The organism is Mycobacterium sp. 4858 (assembly GCF_900240975.1).
Classification (GTDB): Bacteria; Actinomycetota; Actinomycetes; order Mycobacteriales; family Mycobacteriaceae; genus Mycobacterium.
Window position 1 is genome coordinate 1,300,296 of the sequence record NZ_LT968775.1, and the last position, 18,614, is coordinate 1,318,909.

Sequence of the window (18,614 nt, forward strand, 5' to 3'; positions counted from 1 at the left end):
ATTCGCAGAGAGGACACGACATGTCGACGCGATACGAAGAGCCGAACGGTCTCGCGCGGGCCGCCAACGCGGTGATCCGCTGGCTTGCCGAGCTGGGCGTCAGCATCGCCGGGACGCGCGCGCTGCGGGTCCGCGGGCGAAAGAGCGGCAAGCCGCGGTCGGTGGTCATCAACCTGCTCACCGTCGACGGCGTGGGTTATCTGGTCTCACCCCGGGGCGACACCCAGTGGGCACGCAACGTCAGAGCCGCGGGCGTGGTCGAGACGGGCCCCCGCTGGCGGAGGCGCCGCGCCCGGGCCAGCGAGGTTGCCGACTCGGCAAAGCCGGAGCTGCTGCGGCGCTATCTGGACCGCTGGTATTGGCAAGTCAAGGGCTACGCCGCGGGGCTGACGCCGGACAGCACCGAGGAGCAGTTCCGGGCCGCCGCGCCGACGATCCCGGTGTTCGCCCTCGCGGAGGCCGACGCGACTCGCTGAATGGCCTAGCGGGCGCCCCCGCGCGCCACCCCGAGATCCTCGCGGACCTCTTCGGAGGTGGCCCGCCACGACACCGCCGCCGGGAAGTCACCCCAGACACTGTTGAAGATCCCCACCAACAGCCCGGGACCGGCGCTCGAGGGCAGGTACACCGGGCCGCCGGAGTCGCCGTTGTGGCTCTGGACGCCGTGCGACATGGTGAACCAGCCGTTGTTCACGCTTTCCACGGTCCCGCAGGTCTCGCCGGTGCTCACGCCGAAATGGCAGATCGCCTGTCCCGGCGCGAGCGCGGCCGCCGGATTCGAGATCAGTGGACGCCCGCCCGGCAGGACGTTGTTCGCCATCACGCCGTTGTCCAGCACGATCGCCTCGTAGTCGGTGATCAACTGGTCGGTGGCCACCGTCGTACCGCTGGGCGTGTTGTCCCGGAAGGCCGCCAGGCGGCCGATGACCGCGCCGCCTCGGTCGGTGACGACCCCCTCGCCACCCCGGCAGTGCCCCGCGGTGAACGCGATCTTCAGGCCGGGGTCGACGTAGCCCAGCGTGCAGACGCGGTTGCCCTGATGGATCTCCATGCCCGGATAGACCGCGACGGGGTCAGCTTGAGCCGGCGCAGGCGGCACGGATTGCGCGAGCGCGGCGACGGTGACCGACGCGGTGAATGCGCGCATTGCCAGGCGACGCACCATGAACTCCGATCCGTCGGGGCCAAATCTCGACCGATTTGAGATTACGGCGTGACTTTCGGTTACGCAGAAGTCTTCGCGCCGTCGGCCGCCCGCGTTACGGCGTCGCCGCGAGGGGAAGGGCCGCCTCCGGGTGGCCCGCGGTGCGCGGGACCCAGCCCGGTGGGCCGAACACGTAGCCCAACCGATCGCGCAGGCGGGTCGCCGATCGCCAGTCCCGGGCGATCGCGACGTACTCGCGGGTCTGCAGCTTCCAGATGTTGAACGTGTCGACCTGCTTGGTCAGCCCGTAATGCGGGCGGAACAGCTCGGCCTGGAAGCTGCCGAAGAGCCGGTCCCAGATGATGAGGATGCCGCCGTAGTTCTTGTCGAGATAGATCTGGTCCATCCCGTGGTGCACCCGATGGTGGGACGGGGTGTTGAACAGGAATTCGAAGGGCCGTGGCAGCTTGTCGATCCGTTCGGTGTGCACCCAGAACTGGTAGATCAGGCTGATGGAGAAACTGAAGAACACCATCCAGGGCGGAATTCCCAACAGCGGCAAGGGAACCCACATCAGGATCTCGCCGCTGTTGTTCCACTTCTGGCGCAGCGCGGTGGCGAAGTTGAAGTATTCGCTCGAGTGATGAGCCTGGTGCGTCGCCCAGATCAACCGCACCCGGTGCGCGATCCGGTGGTAGGCGTAGTACAGCAGGTCGACACCGAGGAGTGCGATGACCCACGTGTACCACCGGCCCGCCGAGAGTTGCCAGGGCGCCAGATAGGCGTAGATCGCCGCGTAGCCGAACAGGGCCAGGGTCTTCCACGCCGCGGTGGTGCCCACCGAAACCAGTCCCATCGAGATGCTGGCCAGTGAGTCGCGGGTGAGGTACGCGCCCGCGACGGGCCGCCCGTCCTCGGCGATGCTTTTCAGCTTCCGCGCCGCCGTCCATTCCAGCGTCAACAGCAACAAGAAGAAAGGAATGGCGAGCAGCACCGGATCCCGCATCTGCGGGGGCAGCGCCGACACAAAGCCTGAGACCGTACTCACAGGGATAAGACTACGACGAGCGGCGGGACGGCCGGGTTCCCTTGGTCCGGTATGCGGCCCATGCTGAGACCGACATCGACCAAAACTGCAGCAAACGGCGCTAGCCGCGCCCGTCCGATCGTGCTTCGTCGCCTGCGTACCACTGCACCGCCCGTACTCCGGGCTGCAGGGACAGCTCCGCCACCAGCCGCTCCAGCCGGGATGGGGCGTCCCCGTCCATGAGTAGGTGCGCAGTCAACGTGATCTCGTCTTCGCCTGCCTGACCGGTGTGGATTCCGCGCAGCGTGATGTCGTTGCTGCTCGCGTGCTGCACGATCTGGGCGCGTGCGTACTTCTCGTGTTTCGGGCGAGAGATCACCTGCACCAGGTAGGGCCGCAGGCTTTCGTCCTCGTCGCCGGTGTTGTCGCGGTCGATCAGTCGGCCCAGCGGGCGTCCGAGCACGTGGATGCCGATCACCGTCCCGGTGCCGATCAACGCGAAGACCAGGTGGCCGGACGCCGCCAGGACGCCGATCGCGGCCGAACACCACAGGGTGGCGGCGGTGTTGAGGCCCCGGACGTTGACCCCTTCACGCAGGATTACCCCACCGCCGAGGAATCCGATACCGGACACCACGTAGGAGGCGACCCTGGTGGGGCTGGTGTCCGTGGTGGCGGCGGCGTACAGAACGAACAACGTCGCGCCGCCGGCGACCAGCGCGTTCGTGCGCAGGCCGGCTCGCCGCGCCCGCCATTGCCGCTCCAGACCGATGAGGGCGCCGCAGCCCACCCCGACGGCAAGCCGGAGCGCGAAATCGGCGACGCTCAGCGTCTCCACCGGCACTCCCTCCCCCTCGTTCCCGGCCTCGCACGGCCGCTGTAGCCGCAGCTAACCAGGCCCAGGTGAACGGCGGGTGGACCACAACCCAATCAGACGCACGGCGTCCACGCGCGCGAAACCTGCGAGCAACCGGCCGACTGTTGTGGTCGCGCCCAGCTAGCTCTTGTTGAGTTGCTGGGGGCAGTAGTACTTCGCGGCGATCGCCAGAAACGACGTTGCGTGATCGGTGGTGAGTCCGGGGTTTTGGGCTTTGAGTTCGTTGACCATCTGGGGGCCGTACTCGCCGTTGCCCATCGACTCGCACACCGCTTTGGCGAACTGGACGGCCGCGTCGGACGTCTTGTAGGTGATACCCGCGCTGCTCAGCGACGCGAGAAAGCTCGACTCGTCGACGCCACCGGTATCGGGGTCGCCGTACGCGGGCGCGGCGAGCATGATCACGGCGCAACCAACGATCAGCGCCACCAGCAGCCTCATAGCTGGGCATTGTCCCATGTCGAAGTGTTGTGCGCAGCGCGGCATTGAGATCGCTGAAGCCCGTTACCTCTCAAGCTAATTCGACGATCACCGCCGCACGTCAGGCCTTGCTGAGTTGGTGTGGGCAGTAGTACTTCGCCGAGATCATCGCGAAGTTGGATGCCATCTCCATGTCCATCCCGGGATTGTGCGTCTTCACGTCGTGCACCAACTCCAGGCCCGATTCACCGTTGTTGAGGCACGAACACACCGCCCGGCCGGCGCCGACGGCCGCATCCGGGCTGGCGAAGGTGAAGCCGGCCTGATGCAGGGCGGCGAGGAACGCGCCGTCATCACCGTCGGGTTCCGGCGGAGGGCCCGCGTATGCCGGTGCGGCCAGGCCGATCACGAGGGGGACGCCCAGAAGCGCTAGAAGCCGTTTCATTTCCTACCTTCTCTCATGCCGACGGGAAGACGCGTTGACGGCGGGACTCGCCCAGTCGACCGATGAACAACGTTGCCGCCTAACCCAATTGCGCGGCGTCGGGCACGACTTTGGCCTTGTCGCCCTTCTTCAGATGCACCGCGTGGATGCCGGGTTTCTTCGCCAGCTGCTCGAGCAGGGTGTCGAGACCTTCCTGGTCGACGTTGTGGTGCTGCACCGTTTCCGGTTTCTCTGAGATCTGCGCGACCAGACGCTTGAGCTGTTCGGGCGACTGTGGGTCCTTGAGGTCCTTGATCGGCTTCATCCGGTTGCGCACACCGGCACCGACCAGGGTGGGTCCCCCGGCGCCGAGCGCGCTTCCCAGCATCCCCGCCATCCCCATGGAACTGAACAGGCCGCCCTCGCCCAGTGCGGCCGCGGGCACCGCCTCCGGCCCGGCGGCCGACAGCGCGGCGGCCACCGTGCGGATGGCCGGCGTGGAGGTGGCCCAGCTGGGCGGAACCGACAGCTTGCCCACCAGGGTGCCGGCGTTGCCCATGCTCGCTATCGGGCTGATCGCGCTGTACAGCGTGCCGCGGCCGAAGCCCAACGCCCCGAGCCCGGCCCCGAGTGCGTCCTTCGGCAGGGCACCGTAGGCGATGGGCGGGGCGAATTTCAGCCACTGCGACAGGGGGAAGTTGATCAGCAGCCCGATGTCGTTGAACTGCGTGGTCAGCCCCAACGGCACCTTGACGGCGTTGTACATGGCCGTATAGAAGCTCGCCCCGCCCGGGACGGTGTTCAACAGGTTCGTCCAGAACGAGTTGTAGTCGGACGCGAGCTGTGCCAACCAGGCCAGCGGACCGGTGTAAGTGCTGGCCGTGCTGCTCGTGCTGGCCGCGGTGCTCACCGTGGACGCGACTTTGCCGGCCGAGCTGCTGGTGGCCTGGCTCACCGCGGCCGCTTGCGTCGTCGCGCTTGCGGCGTTGGTGGTCTGAGGGGGCTCGGTGAACTGCGCCAAGTTGTTGGTGGTCGTCGCTGAGGACGCGAAGTAGGTGTCCATAGCCGTAGCGTCTTGGGCCCACATCTCGCTGTATTCGGCCTCGTTTGCCGCGATGGCGGCAGTGTTTTGGCCGACGACGTTCGTCGCCACCAGCTGCGCCAGCAGAGCGCGATTCTCCGCGATCACAGACGGCGGCACGTGCGCGGCGAACGCGGTCTCGTAGGCGGTCGCCGCCTGGTTGGCCTGGGTCGCGGTCTGCGCGGCTTGGGCCGCGGTTTGCTGCAACCAAGCCGCGTAGGGCGCGGCGGCGGATGTCATCGCGATCGACGCCGGGCCTACCCACGGCCCGGCGGCCAGTGTCGAGATGACCCACGAGTAGGACGTTGCGGTGGACTGCAATTCGGTGGCCAGGTTTTCCCAGGCAGTCGCCGCGGCGACCAGCGACTCCGCTCCCGGCCCGCTGTACATCCGGCCCGAGTTGAACTCCGGCGGAAAGGCTCCGTAAAACATCGTTGTCTCCCCTACTCGGGCGCTTGGGCGGACGGTGCTGGACTGATGTGCGTCGTGGTCATGGCCGTCACTCCTCGATGTAAGGGATCACGATGATGGTGGCCGCGGCGGGGTCTGCCTCGGCGACCGCGCCGCCCAGTGCGCCGCCGGCTGCGGCACCGCCGCCCACCGAGTGGGTCGCGCTGCTGGCGACGGCGCGGCCCAACAGGCTGGACAGACCCATCTGGCTGAACATGCCCTCTTCGCCGGACAGCGTGGCGGCCGGGACGGCCGCCATGTTGGTGGGCAGCACCTGGGCGAGCGTCCGGATCGTCGGGGCGGCTTCGGTCCAGCCCTGGGGCACCGACATGCCGCCGACCAGGGCCGCCTTACCTATGGATCCCGACACCGGCCCCACGGCGGAGCTGAGCATGGGCCGCACGGCGCTGGCACCGTTGGTCAGCGGGGCGAGCGCGCCGGATATCGCCTTCGGCCCCGACAGGTAGGCCGCGGCACTCTGACCATTCTGGCCCCAGGCGTAGGCCTGTCCGAACGACAGGAACGGTCCACCGGGGATGGTGCTCCAGGACTGCGGCGAGTAGACCCCGGTGAAAACCGACCAGAACTCGTTCCAGTTCGTGATGGCACTTGGCACCGTCAGCCCTGACGACGAGGTGGACGTCGTGGTGGCGGTCGTTGCGTTCTGAACCGCAGTCGACGTCGAGCTGGTCAGCTGGGACAGCTGCGCGGCGGTGTTCGAGCTGGACTGCGCACTGGACTGGGTGACCGCGGCCGCCTGCATCGGCGCGGCCGACTGGTTGGTGGTCTGGGGTGGCTCGGCGAACGGGGTCAGCTGCGACGCGGTCGCCGACGAGGCCGCGTAGCCGTACATCGCGGCGGCGTCCTGCGCCCACATCTCCATGTATTGGGCCTCGGTGGCGGCCATCGCCGGAGTGTTCTGGCCGAGGATGTTCGTGGCAATCAAGGTCGCCAGCAGCGCGCGGTTGGCGGCGATCACCGGCGGCGGCACGGTGGCCGCAAAAGCCGCCTCGTAGGCGCCCGCGGCCAGCTTGGCCTGGGCGCCGGTCGCTTCGGCCTGAGCCCCGGTCGCGTGAATCCACGCCACATACGGCGCCGCGGCGGCGGCCATCGCTATCGACGACGGCCCCGTCCACGGTCCCGTCGCCAGCGCTTCGACCGCCGAGTTGTACGACGCGCCGGTGGCCTGCAACTCCGCGGCCAACTCGTCCCAGGCCGCCGCGGCGGCGAGCAGCGGACCCGACCCCGCACCGACATACATCCGCCCCGAGTTGATCTCCGGCGGAAGCGCCCCGAAATCCAGCATCTACTACCTCCGGTCCCCTAAGTGGCCGCCATGGTAGGCGTGGCTTAGCTGCCCTGGCCGCATTCGAACCTCGGTTCTAATGAAACGCATCAAATCCACCACCGAGACCATGAGCTCATTTCACACGTGTCGGACAACTGACCATTTTCTCCTTTATCTGAGGCCCCACCAAGATTGGTGCGCAGCCCAGCGTCGCACCGCTTCACGAATGTAAGTGAAATTGTCACCGCACTGTATTCGGTCGGCGTTCCCGGAAGGTAACGACATGTAAATAATGAATGTCAGCGCGGCGTACCTCGGTGTGAGAACTCTGCGTCTGTAGCTACTCCTTTCGATTCGGGAAGAGCGACTTAAGAGCGATTTGAAGCACAACTTAGCAACGGATTGTGAGGTGATTCACAATCGCAAATTAGAATGACGAATTCCACGGATCGGCACTATCGCGACGATTCGCTACATCAATTCTGACCGAGGTTTACGCGGAGTCGAAACGGCCCGTACTAGCCTCCTATTTCCATGCGAAAAAAAGCACAAAAAAGCCGCATGCGGTAATGCCGCAAAACGTCGATCGGTTCAGACCCGCAAGCTCATGGCGCACATGTCAATCCGAAATAATTACGTCCTCGATCTCACATTCGATTACGCCCAATTGGAACCGACTGCGCCGTCGGTGCCGGACACGTTGCTCCGGCGGTCTGTGCCTTCTGCCCGTGGGCGTTGACCTGCTTGTAGACCGCCTGGGGGTCTTGTCGCCCGACTGGTGGCCGGCCACCGAACCGGCGCCGCCCCGGGAGTCGCCGGCGGCAAGCACATCGCGAAAGACGGCCTGACGTCGGCTTCCGGCGAGGCCGCTCGGGCGCCAATGGTGGCGGCATGGGCGTCTGCGCCGCCGGATTGATGGTTGGTTGTCACGCCATTCCCCTACCGTTCATCAACACGAAGGGTAAACGGGCTACTCCTCGCCGCCGCTGATTAGCTGCTGACAGTTTCCTGGGAGCCGGTTTTCCCTGGTCATGCGTGGTTTCTCGAGTGTCACCGGGGGCCTGTGGCGGTGGTCAGAACGTTGCCAACCGTCCGACTTTGCTCAAACGATGTGTAAAGACCGTCGCGACCGTGGGCCGCGGCCCAAGCCACAGAGTTGTCGATACCGGCTCGCAGGTCCGTCGGCCGTGGTGATATCGGACCCGGGTGCATCGACCGCCCTGCGGGAACCGGAGCGGGCTTACGTGGTCTTGTTCTCCGCGACTGCCGCGCTGAGGCCCTCGGCGAGGTCCTCCTGAGTCAGCTCCCTGAACCGCAGCAGCTGCCGCTCGCTGAATTCGGTGACGTCACTGGACAGCACCGCGTCCAGGTCCTCGTCGTCCAGGCGGAAGCTGCGGTGATCGCGTGCCTTCTCCACCACGTTGCGTACGAAACCGGCATTGCCGAGCGTATCGATTCCGCGGATCAAGTCGCCGTCTTCGGAGTAGCTCTCGTCGAGATAAAACCTGGTGTACGACGGCAACAGGGATTGGGCCGCTTCCTCGGTGATGACGTCCTCGTTCTCCTGGCCCATCAACCGGGTCAGCGCGACCAGCTCCTCCGGGGTATAGCTGAAGAACTCGATCACCGTCGAAAACCGCCGCCGCAGACCCTGGTTCACGTCGAGCATCTTTTCCATGGCCTTGGCGTAGCCCGCACCGAAGACCACGAGTTCGTCGCGATGGTTCTCCATGTACAACAGCAACGTGTTGATGATCGCGTTACCGTACGGGTCACCCTGCTGGTAGCCCTTCTCGTGCAAGGTGTGCATCTCGTCGAAGAACACCGCCCCGCCCAAGGCTTCCTCGAGCATCTCCTCGGTGTTCTTCTCCGCGTCGGCCATGTATCGGCCCAACAGCTTGGTCCGGCTGGTCTCGACCACCACCGGCTTGCGTAGCACCGTCAAGCCGCACAGCTGCTTGGCGAATGCTCGCGCCACCGACGTCTTACCGGTCCCGGGCGGCCCCAGCAGCAGGGTGTGCCGCGACGTCACCGGCACGGGCAGGCCCATCTTGGCGCGCGCCAGGTTCACCTTCGTCGTCGCCTTGATGAGCTTGATCTCCCGCTTGGCGCGCTCCATGCCCAGCATCGCGTTGAGCTCCGCGTCACCCTCGGCGAGATAGCGCGCGGCCTCCTCGGCGTGGCGCGCGGCCTCCACCTCCGCCCGGGTCGGCGCGCTGTCCGCATCCCACGGATCGGTGCGCGCCTCGATGGTTTCCGGGTCGGTCAGGACCAGTCGATAGTTCGGGTTGTCCAGCGCTTCTCGGGCCGGGCTGAACTTCGGATCCCGCGAATAGACCCGGCGCAGCAGCTCGACGGCCTCTTCCTCGCGTCCCAGGTGTCGCAAGCACATGCCCTGGGTGTACAGGGCAATGTTGGCCGCGCCCGGTACCCGGTCACCCTCGACGGCGTCCTGGCCACGCCGCAGCGCCTCCTCGAAGACACCGAGCGACGCCAGCGCCGTGGTGGCCATCGCCGCGCCGGCGGCCTTCAGCTCGGGCTGACGCCAGACCTTGCCCTCCGGGAACTGATTGAGCACGTCCGGCCAGCGGCCGGTCCGGAAATACAGCACACCTCGCACGTAGTCGACCAGCTCCTGCTCGAACGGCTGGCGGGGCTCGATCCCGTCGAGCAGCTCCGCGGCCTCCTCGTAGCGCTTGGCCTCGGCGAGAACGGCCGCGTAGGCGCACGCAAGCGACTCGACGCTGGTGACGGCCAGCTGCAGGAACAAGCCGTCCGAAACCTGCGGACGGAAGTGCAGATCGGTGACCCCGAGCCGGCGGGTCTCCCACCCGAACGTCCGGATCGACGCCCACGCGCCGGCGAGCACCTCGATGCTGCGCTCCCCCGCCAGTAGCCGCGCCAGCCAGGCGTCGCACATCCCGGGGTCCAAATTGCTTGCCGTGGTGAACATCTGCGATGCCACCTGGGGGTTGTGACTCGGTTGTAGCCCGTTGACCGATATCCCGGATGCCAACAGGCCGGCGACCATCGCGTTGCGGGCGCCTTCAGCCGTCGATTGCGGCCGCGTCATTGGGCTACAGGCACGCCCGCCGGGCTCCCTCGCAGCTGGTCGACCGACAGCACTAGGTCATCGTCGTCGTCACGCAGGCCGCGGCTCGGCACGACAAGCAGGTCGCGGGTGGCCGGTGCGGGCAGGCTGGCGCGGACGGCCGCCAGCTGACGTCCGGTGAGGCGGTTGAGGCCGGCGGACACGTCTCGGGGCAGCCGCTTCTCGCTGTGGTAGCGGACCCACGCCGAAATCTGCGGCCGGCCCGCTCGAGCGGTGAGCCGGACGGTCAGCACGGTGGCCACGGTGTCCGCCTGCCACAGCTCGTCGAGCGTGTCGGTGGACAGGTCGGCGGGCGTCACCCAGAAGCTGGTGGTGAAGCCGTTGAAGTGCTTGAGGTGGCGCCAGCCGGGCCGGCTCCAGGTCGGCTCCAGGTCGGCCAGCACCGCACGGTCCACCTCGGTGATCTCCTCGGCGGTCAACGGCCTTGCGGCGCAGGTGAGCCCGTCGAGATCCTGCGCAAGCCGCTCGGTGGCCGCCACGAACGTCGAAGCCAGCGAATCACGGACCGCCACCGCGGCGATGTTGCGCTGTGGGTTCATCCGCAGCACCAGCCAGGTCCGGCGGACATACGAGCTGGGCTCGCCGTTGGCCACCTCCCACTCCTCGGGGCCCCAGTCGTCGAGCTTCGACAACTCCGCGGCGTTACCACCGCGGCGCACCTTCACCGACACGATGTCGATGTCGTCGAGGTGAATATCGAACTGGCGCAAGCCATCAGCGACGGCCTGCACTAACAGGGTGGGCGGCGACGTCCGGTGCCGGTGTCGCGACGACGGGTCGCCGTCACCCCCGTTGAGCGCGATCACCGTCACCAGCTGGCCCTCGTACTCGCGCACGCCGACCTTGTCGCGCCCGAACCGGCGCTGGAAGTCGTGCGGCGGAGTGCAGCCCGCACCCAACGCGGTGCCCGGATCGGCGGACCAATCCCACAGCCAGGTCGCCAATCCCGATGTCACCGTGATGCCGTGATAGGTCACCAACGACAACAGCGCGATCAACGCAGCGAGGCCGACACCCACCCAGAACGCGATGCGGTAGGTGCCCTGCCAGGACTCTGGGCAATGGCTCGCCACCACCAGGATGGCGATGTCCACCAGGAACACCGCCGTGACCCGTGGCCACGACAAAGACAACCCGAACCTGCGCTGAGCTTTCATGACTGTTACTGCTCCGCCCTCATTGCTGCTTCCGCGATCGCTTCATCAGCATCGCCGTACCAAACACGCCCCCGCCGATCAGTAACGCCCCGAGCAGGCCTCCGGCGGCCACCCACACCGGCACCATATCGCGGGCCGGGGTGGGCTTGGGGATGTTCAGAGGCGCCGAAAGTTGCTGCGGCGGCTTCAACGGCCCCTCGGGCACGTCCCACGTCAGCGCCGCCACCGGGTCGACGATGCCGTGGCCGATCTGGTTGTCCACGCCGCGTGCCGGTGCGCGGGCGGTGCGGGTCAACCGGTTGATGACCTGGTAAGCCGACAGCTGGGGGAACTTGGCGCGAACGAGCGCGGCGACGCCGGACACGATCGCGGCCGAGAAACTGGTGCCGGACGGAACCAGCAGCGTGTTGTCGGGTCCGTCGATCGCGTTGATGACGCCGTCGTCCCGGGGCGATAGGCCGACAACGTCGGTGCCGGGTGCGGCGATACCCACCCATGGACCTGCCACGCTCGTCGATCCCTGCCCCTGACCGCCCTGGGTCAACGGGCGGCCGTCTTCGTCGACCGCCCCGGCCGTCAGCACGTAGTCGCTGAACCAGGACGGTGTCACGACCGTGGTGACGGCGTTCCAGTTGCGAGGATCGTTGGGCTGCAAGGGATCATGCGGCGGGTTCTGCTTGCAGTCCTTCTTGCTGGTGTCGCCTGCCGCCGCCACGATGACGGCGTTCTTGTCGACCGCCGCGTAGCGCACCGCGGCGCCCAGCGCGCGCTGGTCGATGATGTTGCGGGCGCTCATGCAGGTCACGTCCGAGATGTTGATCACCTGCGCGCCCATGTTGGCGGCGTGCACGATCGCCCGTGCCATCGTCTGCACGTCATCGATCTTCGCCCGGGTCTGCGGGTCCTCGTCGCCGGTGTAGGCGTCCTTGAGACCGAACGCCTGGCTGGACTGGCGGATCGCGATGATGTCCACATCCGGGGCGACACCGCTGAACGCGTCGGGACCGGCCGACGGCGCAGGCGGTGGAGGTGGCGGCGGTGGCGGTGGGTCGAGCGGGCGTGGGTTGTCAACGCGGACCACGTGCCCGCCATGGGAGTAGCTCGGGATCGTCACCGTGCCGTCCGTGCGGTTGCCCGCGGGAGCCTGCCCGCCGGGTTGCGCCGGTTGAGCGCCGCCCTGCGGTGCCTGCCCACCCTGCGGTGCCTGCCCGCCTTGCGGTGCCTGCCCGCCTTGCGGTGCCTGCCCACCCTGCGGCGGTCCTGGCGGCGGACCGGCCGGCGCGGGCGGCTGCGGTGGAGGCGCCCCGAACGGTCCGGGAGCGGGCGGCTCCTCCTGAGGAGTGGGGGGAACCATCGTCACGGTCTGCGGCAGCGGCGACAACGTCACCGTCTGGGGCGGCGGCGCTTTCGGCGGCGGTTCGGTGGTGGGGATGGTGACCGGCCGGCGCGGCGCAGCCGGCGGCACCCCCGCGCCGTTGGCCGGGGCGGCGCCGATCATCGAGGCCACGATGGTGCCGTGCGCGTCGCAGTCCGACAACCCGTCACCGCCCATGACGTAGTCACCGCCGGGGATCAGATGCGGAAACCGCGGGTGCGGGCTCACGCCGGTGTCGATGACGGCCACCTTCACGCCGGCACCGCGGCCGAACTGCCATGCCTCCTGCAGGTTCAGCATGTCCATGTACTTGGGCTGCAGCCGGAAGTCCGTGCCGGGCAGCACCCCGACCTCGGTGCAGTAGGAGTTCTGCTTCATCGGCGCCGGCGGCCCGGGCGGACCGTCGGGCGGCACCGCCCCCGGATCGATCGTCGGCGGCGAAATCGCATAAGCGGGCGGCAAGCCGGCCAATGCTCCTGAGGCGAGCAAGATTGCGGCGAGGGCGGCAGCGGATGCGCGCCCTCGCCACACCTTGCTACTACCGGTAGCGGATTGCTGCATAGACATTCATCAACCACAATGCCAGCGGGAAGATCGGCATCAGGCAGAGGTATTCGATCCATTCCACGAACTTGCGGAACAGCGGGCTGTAGATGGTGTTGGGCACCACGGCCGCGGAGGTAAGCCCCGCCGCCGGCAGCAGCACCAGAATCGCCGCGCTGATCGACACGGCCAGGGGCGACTGCAACACGAGCGCGTACCGCGCCACGACCGCACCGACGATGAGGACGGCGGTGACGGCCAGGGTGATCGCCTGCCAGCGGTCGACGTAGGAGCGTCCGCGCAGCATCAGGAACCCGGCGCTGAAGCCGGCCAGCAGCAGCGGCAACCAGCGTTGACCGGTGTGCGGGTCCGACAACGCCGCCAGCGAGACGACCATCAGCACGCCCAGACCGATCAGCAGACCCGACAGGAAGGAGCGGGCGCGTTCGGCCTGCACCAGGACGTCACGGACGGACGCGGGTCCCTCGAGAACCGGGGGGCCACCGTCGGAGCGAACCACAGTGGTGGGCAGGTCCGGCCGGGCCTCGAACACCCACCGGCTGGTCGCGGAGGGGAACACCGGCAGCCGGATGCCGGCCAACCGGCGCGAGAGCGCCGGCGCGGTGTGGTAAACCAGCACGCACACGAGGACGACGCTCGTCAGCAGTGTCACCGCGCTGGTCATGGCGACCATTCGCGCCAGGGCCGCGATCGCCGTGACCAGGCTGATGGTGATGAGCGCGGTGTACAGCGCCAGCCGGCGCCCGGTGAAACGCACGGCCAGCATCGCGGCGATGGTCAGCACGCCGAAGCCCAACACCGCGTGCGGGGAACCCACCCCGCCGGGGGGAGCCGCCGCCGCGGCGACCGTGAGGGGCGCCAGGCCGCTCAGCAACAGGATGTCGCCGACGCGGCGATCCTGGTCGGTGCGCGCCCGCATCAGCAGCATCAACGCGACGCCGAGCACCACCGCGGCGATCACCGCGGAGTACGCCGTCGGAAGCCAGGAGTTGTGGTGCCACCGGTACCAGAGCAGCAAGCCCGAGGCGGCGGTGACGCCGGCCGCCACCATCGACGCGCCGACCTGGACCGCAACGACCGGGTCGATCGCGGCGAACCGTTTGCTCAGGTCCGCCGCCACCGCGGTGGAGATGTGCTCGATGACCTGCGAGCGATGCTCGGTGTCCTGGATGAACCGGATCCACAGCCGGTCACCGTCGTAGACGTCCTGTTCGGTCAGGGACTGGGTGGCCCGCAGGGGCGTGCCGTCGACCAGGCAGAGCGCCCACCTGCCGCGACCCATGGCCTCCAACGGCGCCTCGCCGAGCTCCCTGAGCCGGCTGTTGACCACCTTCAGCAGCGGCTCGGTCATCACCGACACCGGGGCGTTGGCGTCCAGCAGGACGCCGATCTGTACGCCCGCGCCGGCCATAACGCCGACCACGACCGCCCGAGGCTGCGAAACTCCCTCAACGTCAGGCTGTAGCGCTTCAACTACCGCAGTCATCGCCCTGAACCCCTTACCGTCGTGAACGTGTTGCCCCGCGCCGCCAGCCGGGCGGGGGTCTGCGCCGGCCCGCTTTCCGGGGCGCTGCGGCCCCCAGGAAAGTGCAGCTCGACTATTCCGAATTCCATCTACCCCGCCTTGCGATTAATAGCTTTGGTGACGCCGGTTTGAGATTTGCTGAAATCTCTTAGAGAAGTATGCCGTGTTGGCATCTCAACCGCATGTTGAGTGCAAAGACATTGGTGAACTTTGTGTTTCGTCGAATGTCAGACCCTGCTGTGGGTTTTCCACTCGCCGTAGGGAAGTGTGTCGAGCACGGTCTTGACGCCCACCTGTACCAATTGCGGGGTCGCCGGGCAGATGGCCAGCCAGGCCTCCCCCGACCCGGCCGTCCGCGCCTGCTGGTAGAGCGCGATGCGGCCACCGGAACCGTCTTTGAGCGACAGCACCGAGGCGCTGGGGCCCTTCGCGTCGTCCCGGTATTGACGCGCATACACCGCGACCTCGGCCGCCGGGTCGGAGAGCGCCTGGCCCAGCGCGGCCACAGTGGCGGCGCTGATGCCCATCCGCCGCAGGTCACCGCCGGAGAACACGTTGAAGCCCGACTCCTGCCACGACTTCGTCGCTTCCAGCATCTCTTCCAGCGGCACGTTCACCGCGTTGATCGCCGCCGGTTCTGCGTGGTGTATCGACTCCAGCGCGTCCAGGACCAGTGACGCGATCGAGGAGCTGTCGGCGATGGCGACGTCGTCGACGGTGATGTCGCTGCCCACCCGTACCGCGGACACCCAGTGCTGGCCGCGACGCGCCAGCACCACCCGGAACTCATTGTCGGGGATGTCACGTGACCCGGGCGGCTGGTTCTCGTCGTCCACCACGCCGTAGAGCAGCTTGCCCCGGGACAGCAGGGCGATGACCTCGAGGTCCGGCGCGGCGAGCACCCTCATCCGGGCGGCCACCTGCTCGTTCACCTGATCGTTCTCGACGATGCCCTGCTCGCGCATCACCGCCATGCCGGGATGCTCGTTGAGCCAGTCGCTCGAATCGGTCGAAACATATGGCCGGCACCGCAGCTCCGGGGCGACGTGCCGAATGTCCAGAAGGGCCTGGAGCATCCAGAAACCGTCGACGTTAACGGTGATGTCAGTGCGGGCGGTCTGTTGGTCCATCAATACCTCGAGGGTTCAAAGTGCACGATAACCGCAGGACGCGGCAGCACACCGACGTGTGGTGTGCTGCCGCGCCTGAAGTTGGGGTTAGGCCCAGCTGGACCCAACGGCGCTGTCGGTGCTGGCCATGTTGCTGCCGGCGCTCTGCACCTTCTGGCCGTGGGCGTTGGCCTGCTCGTAGATCACCTGGAAGTTGCGACCCAACTGGGTGATGAACTCCTGGCAGGCCACCGAACCGGCACCGCCCCAGAAGTCACCCGCAGCAAGCACATCGCGAACGATGGCCTGGTGCTCAGCCTCCAGAGACGCGGCCTGGGCCCGGATCAAGGCACCGTGGGCGTCGACATCGCCGAACTGGTAATTGATTGTCATAACGGTCTCCTAATGTCTGGAATGGTACGCAGCCGCGGTTTTTAGCGCTAGCTGCTGAGGATTTGCTGCGAAGCCTGCTCTTGCTGCTCGTAGTTGTTCGCGTCGCGGATCAGCCCGTCGCGCACCCCGTGGAGCATGTTGACGATGTTGCGGAAGGCCTGGTTGACCTGACCCATGGTGTCGTACGAGGTGGCCTGCGCCTGACCGCTCCAGCCCGAGCCGGCGATGTTCATCGACGACGCCCACATCTTGCGGGCCTCGTCCTCGACGGTCTGGGCGTGGACCTCGAAGCGGCCCGCCATCGCCCGCATTTCGTGCGGGTCGGTCATGAAACGTGTTGCCATGTTGGCTGTCTCCTTTTATTGCGTGAGTACTCAGATACTTGCGGTGATTACGACGATGGCCGGACCGGTTACGCGCTGGCGAACCGCCGAGCCGAATACAAAAGGATGATCCCCCCTTCCCGTCAGCCGGCGGCCACCGGTCGCTGTAACACGGTGAGACGGACGTCAAACCCGAACTCCGGCGTTTGAGTTGTCCGGCCGTCAGCCCCCGAGATCATCGGTAGCTGGGCGGTCAGGCGGCGGAAGACCACGTCGATGACGTCCGGTCCCAACCATCCAACCGCCGGTCCGATCAGCCCGCAGCAGCTGCGTTGGCCGCCTCGGTTGCAGCGTAAGAGCCCGAGCTCATCGACAGAGTGTTCACGAACGCCTCGTGAATGGCGGCCGCCTGAGCGCTGACCGCCTGGTACATCTGCGCGTGCGCTGCGAACTGCGCCGCCGTCAGCGCCGACACCTCGTCCGCCGCCGCCGGAACCACTCCGGTCGTGGGGGCGGCTGCAGCCGCGTTCTGAGCGCTCAGCGTTGAGCCGATGGCCTGCAGGTTTCCGGCCGCCGCAGCCAAAGCCTCAGGCTGTGTGGTCACGAAAGACATGCTTGATCCCTCCTAAGTTCAATCCCCGACTCTGCAGAGAGTAGATGACGGCGGCCCTTCAAGCTCTTTCGGAAGCCGCCTGTTTGCAACTGTTCACGTGACGGTACGACGAATTCATTTTTGGTAACGCCACAGTAACAGCGTCCGGCCCGGCTCGCCTCCCTTTCAGCTTCGTCACAGCAAACTGTGACGGAGTCGTTGGAGAAAGACCCTGGTCGACGTCTGCCGGGGTGCTGCCGCAGGGCAGGCCCCTTAAAAATCCGATTGTCATTATTTCCCTACGATCCGCTAGCAACCGGTGGACCGCCCGCCTGCGGTGGTCCCGGGTACACCGCAACCGGCCTGCGGCCGCGGAGTCTCCACCCGTAGCCGACCCCCTCTGTTAACCCGTAGGTCATGTTGGCGAGCGACCGGCACTGGTTATCCGGCGAAGGGGGGTCGGGCCATGACGGTGGGGCGGAACCCGTATCGGGGTCCGGCCCCGGCGTGGGTGCCGCTGCCGATGCCGGCCAGGGGCATGCCACCGAGCAGGTTGCCCGGTCCCGCAGCCCCCTCGGGGGCGGCGCTGATGGCGCTGACCGGGATGGCCGAGTGGGTCATCGCGGGGATCGCCGGGCCGCCCGTCCAGGCCACCGGCACCGACAGCTTGCCGCCGATGGAGGCCGCACCGCCGATGGCCGCCGCCGGGTGCACCGCGCCGGCGCCACCGCCGAGCAGACCACCCAGCCCGCCCAGGCCGGGCAGGGCCTTGGCCGCCGCCGGGGCCGCGCCGCCGATCACGCCCAGAGTCTTGGCCATCTGCACACCGAAGTTACCCATACCGACACTGAAATACGGCAGACCCTCGGTGTTATAGAACAAGCTGGCGAACGGGCTGTAGCCATTGATCGCGCTGCCCAGGCTGGTGGGCAAACTGGTCTGGCCGGTCAACAGGTACCAGATGTAGCTGAACGGATCCTGGGTCGCCTGCGTGGCGGCGGTGGTCGTCGCATTGGTCGTCGCGTTGGTCGTCGCCTGCGTAGTGGGCTGAGCCAACGACTGCAAGACCTTCGACGTGTTGGTCGCCGTCGAGTTGGTCGTCGCGCTGGTGACCGCGGCGCTCTGAGTGGCCGGGGCGGTGTCGTTGGAGATCTTCGGGGGGGCGCTGAACTGCGTCACCTTGGTCGCCGTCGCCGACTGACCCGCATAGCTGTACATCGCGCTGGCATCCTGCGCCCACATCTGGCCGTACTGGGCTTCCAGCTGGGTGATCGCGGGGGTGTTCTGCCCCAACACATTGGTCGAGATCAGCTGCATCGTCTCGGCGCGGTTGGCCGCGATCAGCGGCGGTGGCACCGACGCAGCCAGCGCGGTCTCGTAAGCCGCCGCCGCCGCCTGAGCCTGGGTGGCCGCCTCCTCGGCCTGCGCGGCCGTCGTCGTCATCCACGTCACATACGGCTGGACCGCGGCGGCCATCGACGCCGACGCCGGCCCCAGCCAGTCCTCACTGTTGAGCGCGGTGATCAGCTTCTCATAGCCCAATGCCGCCGAGTTCAGCTCCGCCGCCAGCGCATTCCACGCCGACGCCGCGGTCATCAACGACCCCGACCCCGGACCGGCATAGATCCGCGCCGAATTGACCTCCGGCGGTAACGCCCCGAAATCCAACATCATTGACTCCTTTAACTGGTTGTGCGGCGTGGCTCGGGTCTTGATTTGACGAAAATGCGGTTGCGGCGAGCCGCCCGGCACC

General features: G+C 67.3%; 17 protein-coding genes and 1 pseudogene. 1 reads left to right on the forward strand and 17 read right to left on the reverse strand.

The genetic code is table 11. The features are described from left to right. The first annotated feature begins 20 nt into the window (after positions 1-20). Positions 21-476 carry a nitroreductase/quinone reductase family protein gene (locus C1737_RS06115; RefSeq protein ID WP_102417512.1) on the forward strand — a complete coding sequence of 152 codons (456 nt, stop codon included), beginning with the start codon at positions 21-23 and terminating at the stop codon, positions 474-476. Positions 477-481: 5 nt separating this feature from the next. Here the strand turns inward: C1737_RS06115 and C1737_RS06120 are convergent, their stop codons facing one another. From C1737_RS06120 to C1737_RS06200, 17 genes and pseudogenes are all read right to left on the reverse strand, one after another. Continuing rightward, positions 482-1,165: a hypothetical protein gene (locus tag C1737_RS06120; protein ID WP_068098568.1), complete on the reverse strand. Its 684-nt coding sequence runs from the start codon at positions 1,163-1,165 to the stop codon at positions 482-484. 94 nt (positions 1,166-1,259) lie between these two features. Beyond that, entirely contained in the window at positions 1,260-2,192 is a 933-nt protein-coding gene (locus tag C1737_RS06125; RefSeq protein ID WP_068098567.1) for a sterol desaturase family protein, read from the reverse strand. Positions 2,193-2,292: 100 nt separating this feature from the next. Continuing rightward, positions 2,293-3,009 carry an MgtC/SapB family protein gene (locus C1737_RS06130; RefSeq protein ID WP_067918765.1) on the reverse strand — a complete coding sequence of 239 codons (717 nt, stop codon included), beginning with the start codon at positions 3,007-3,009 and terminating at the stop codon, positions 2,293-2,295. Positions 3,010-3,168: 159 nt separating this feature from the next. After that, the gene (locus C1737_RS06135; protein ID WP_067918767.1) at positions 3,169-3,489 is read right to left on the reverse strand and encodes a DUF732 domain-containing protein; all 321 of its coding nucleotides are present in this window, start codon (positions 3,487-3,489) and stop codon (positions 3,169-3,171) included. Positions 3,490-3,589: 100 nt separating this feature from the next. Next, positions 3,590-3,913 (reverse strand): DUF732 domain-containing protein, encoded by a 324-nt coding sequence (locus C1737_RS06140; RefSeq protein WP_068098566.1) that lies wholly within the window; start codon positions 3,911-3,913, stop codon positions 3,590-3,592. Positions 3,914-3,992: 79 nt separating this feature from the next. Next, entirely contained in the window at positions 3,993-5,405 is a 1,413-nt protein-coding gene (locus C1737_RS06145) for a PPE family protein (protein WP_102417513.1), read from the reverse strand. A 67-nt stretch (positions 5,406-5,472) separates the two neighbouring features. Next, complete coding sequence (locus tag C1737_RS06150; RefSeq protein WP_102417514.1) at positions 5,473-6,729, reverse strand: PPE family protein; 1,257 nt, start codon at positions 6,727-6,729, stop codon at positions 5,473-5,475. A 639-nt stretch (positions 6,730-7,368) separates the two neighbouring features. Further along, a pseudogene (locus C1737_RS27075) lies at positions 7,369-7,641 on the reverse strand (type VII secretion protein EsxI). 310 nt (positions 7,642-7,951) lie between these two features. Further along, on the reverse strand, positions 7,952-9,784 hold the full coding sequence (eccA, locus tag C1737_RS06160) for a type VII secretion AAA-ATPase EccA (RefSeq protein WP_102417515.1): 1,833 nt from the start codon (positions 9,782-9,784) through the stop codon (positions 7,952-7,954). After that, on the reverse strand, positions 9,781-10,980 hold the full coding sequence (gene eccE, locus C1737_RS06165; protein WP_068098562.1) for a type VII secretion protein EccE: 1,200 nt from the start codon (positions 10,978-10,980) through the stop codon (positions 9,781-9,783). Before eccE ends, eccA begins: the two co-directional genes overlap by 4 nt. Positions 10,981-10,999: 19 nt before the next feature. Next, a complete protein-coding gene (locus tag C1737_RS06170) occupies positions 11,000-12,916 on the reverse strand; it encodes a S8 family serine peptidase (protein ID WP_068098561.1) in 1,917 nt (638 codons plus the stop codon). Further along, a complete protein-coding gene (gene eccD, locus C1737_RS06175; RefSeq protein WP_068098560.1) occupies positions 12,894-14,405 on the reverse strand; it encodes a type VII secretion integral membrane protein EccD in 1,512 nt (503 codons plus the stop codon). Before eccD ends, C1737_RS06170 begins: the two co-directional genes overlap by 23 nt. Before the next feature lie 266 nt (positions 14,406-14,671). Then, the gene (locus tag C1737_RS06180) at positions 14,672-15,574 is read right to left on the reverse strand and encodes an ESX secretion-associated protein EspG (RefSeq protein WP_068051748.1); all 903 of its coding nucleotides are present in this window, start codon (positions 15,572-15,574) and stop codon (positions 14,672-14,674) included. 87 nt (positions 15,575-15,661) lie between these two features. Continuing rightward, positions 15,662-15,946: a WXG100 family type VII secretion target gene (locus tag C1737_RS06185; RefSeq protein ID WP_046182844.1), complete on the reverse strand. Its 285-nt coding sequence runs from the start codon at positions 15,944-15,946 to the stop codon at positions 15,662-15,664. Positions 15,947-15,993: 47 nt separating this feature from the next. Continuing rightward, complete coding sequence (locus C1737_RS06190; protein WP_007168951.1) at positions 15,994-16,290, reverse strand: WXG100 family type VII secretion target; 297 nt, start codon at positions 16,288-16,290, stop codon at positions 15,994-15,996. A gap of 292 nt (positions 16,291-16,582) precedes the next feature. Continuing rightward, positions 16,583-16,882 carry a PE family protein gene (locus C1737_RS06195; protein ID WP_007172607.1) on the reverse strand — a complete coding sequence of 100 codons (300 nt, stop codon included), beginning with the start codon at positions 16,880-16,882 and terminating at the stop codon, positions 16,583-16,585. Between the two features lie 420 nt (positions 16,883-17,302). Beyond that, complete coding sequence (locus C1737_RS06200; RefSeq protein ID WP_068094548.1) at positions 17,303-18,535, reverse strand: PPE family protein; 1,233 nt, start codon at positions 18,533-18,535, stop codon at positions 17,303-17,305. Between the last annotated feature and the right edge of the window lie 79 nt (positions 18,536-18,614).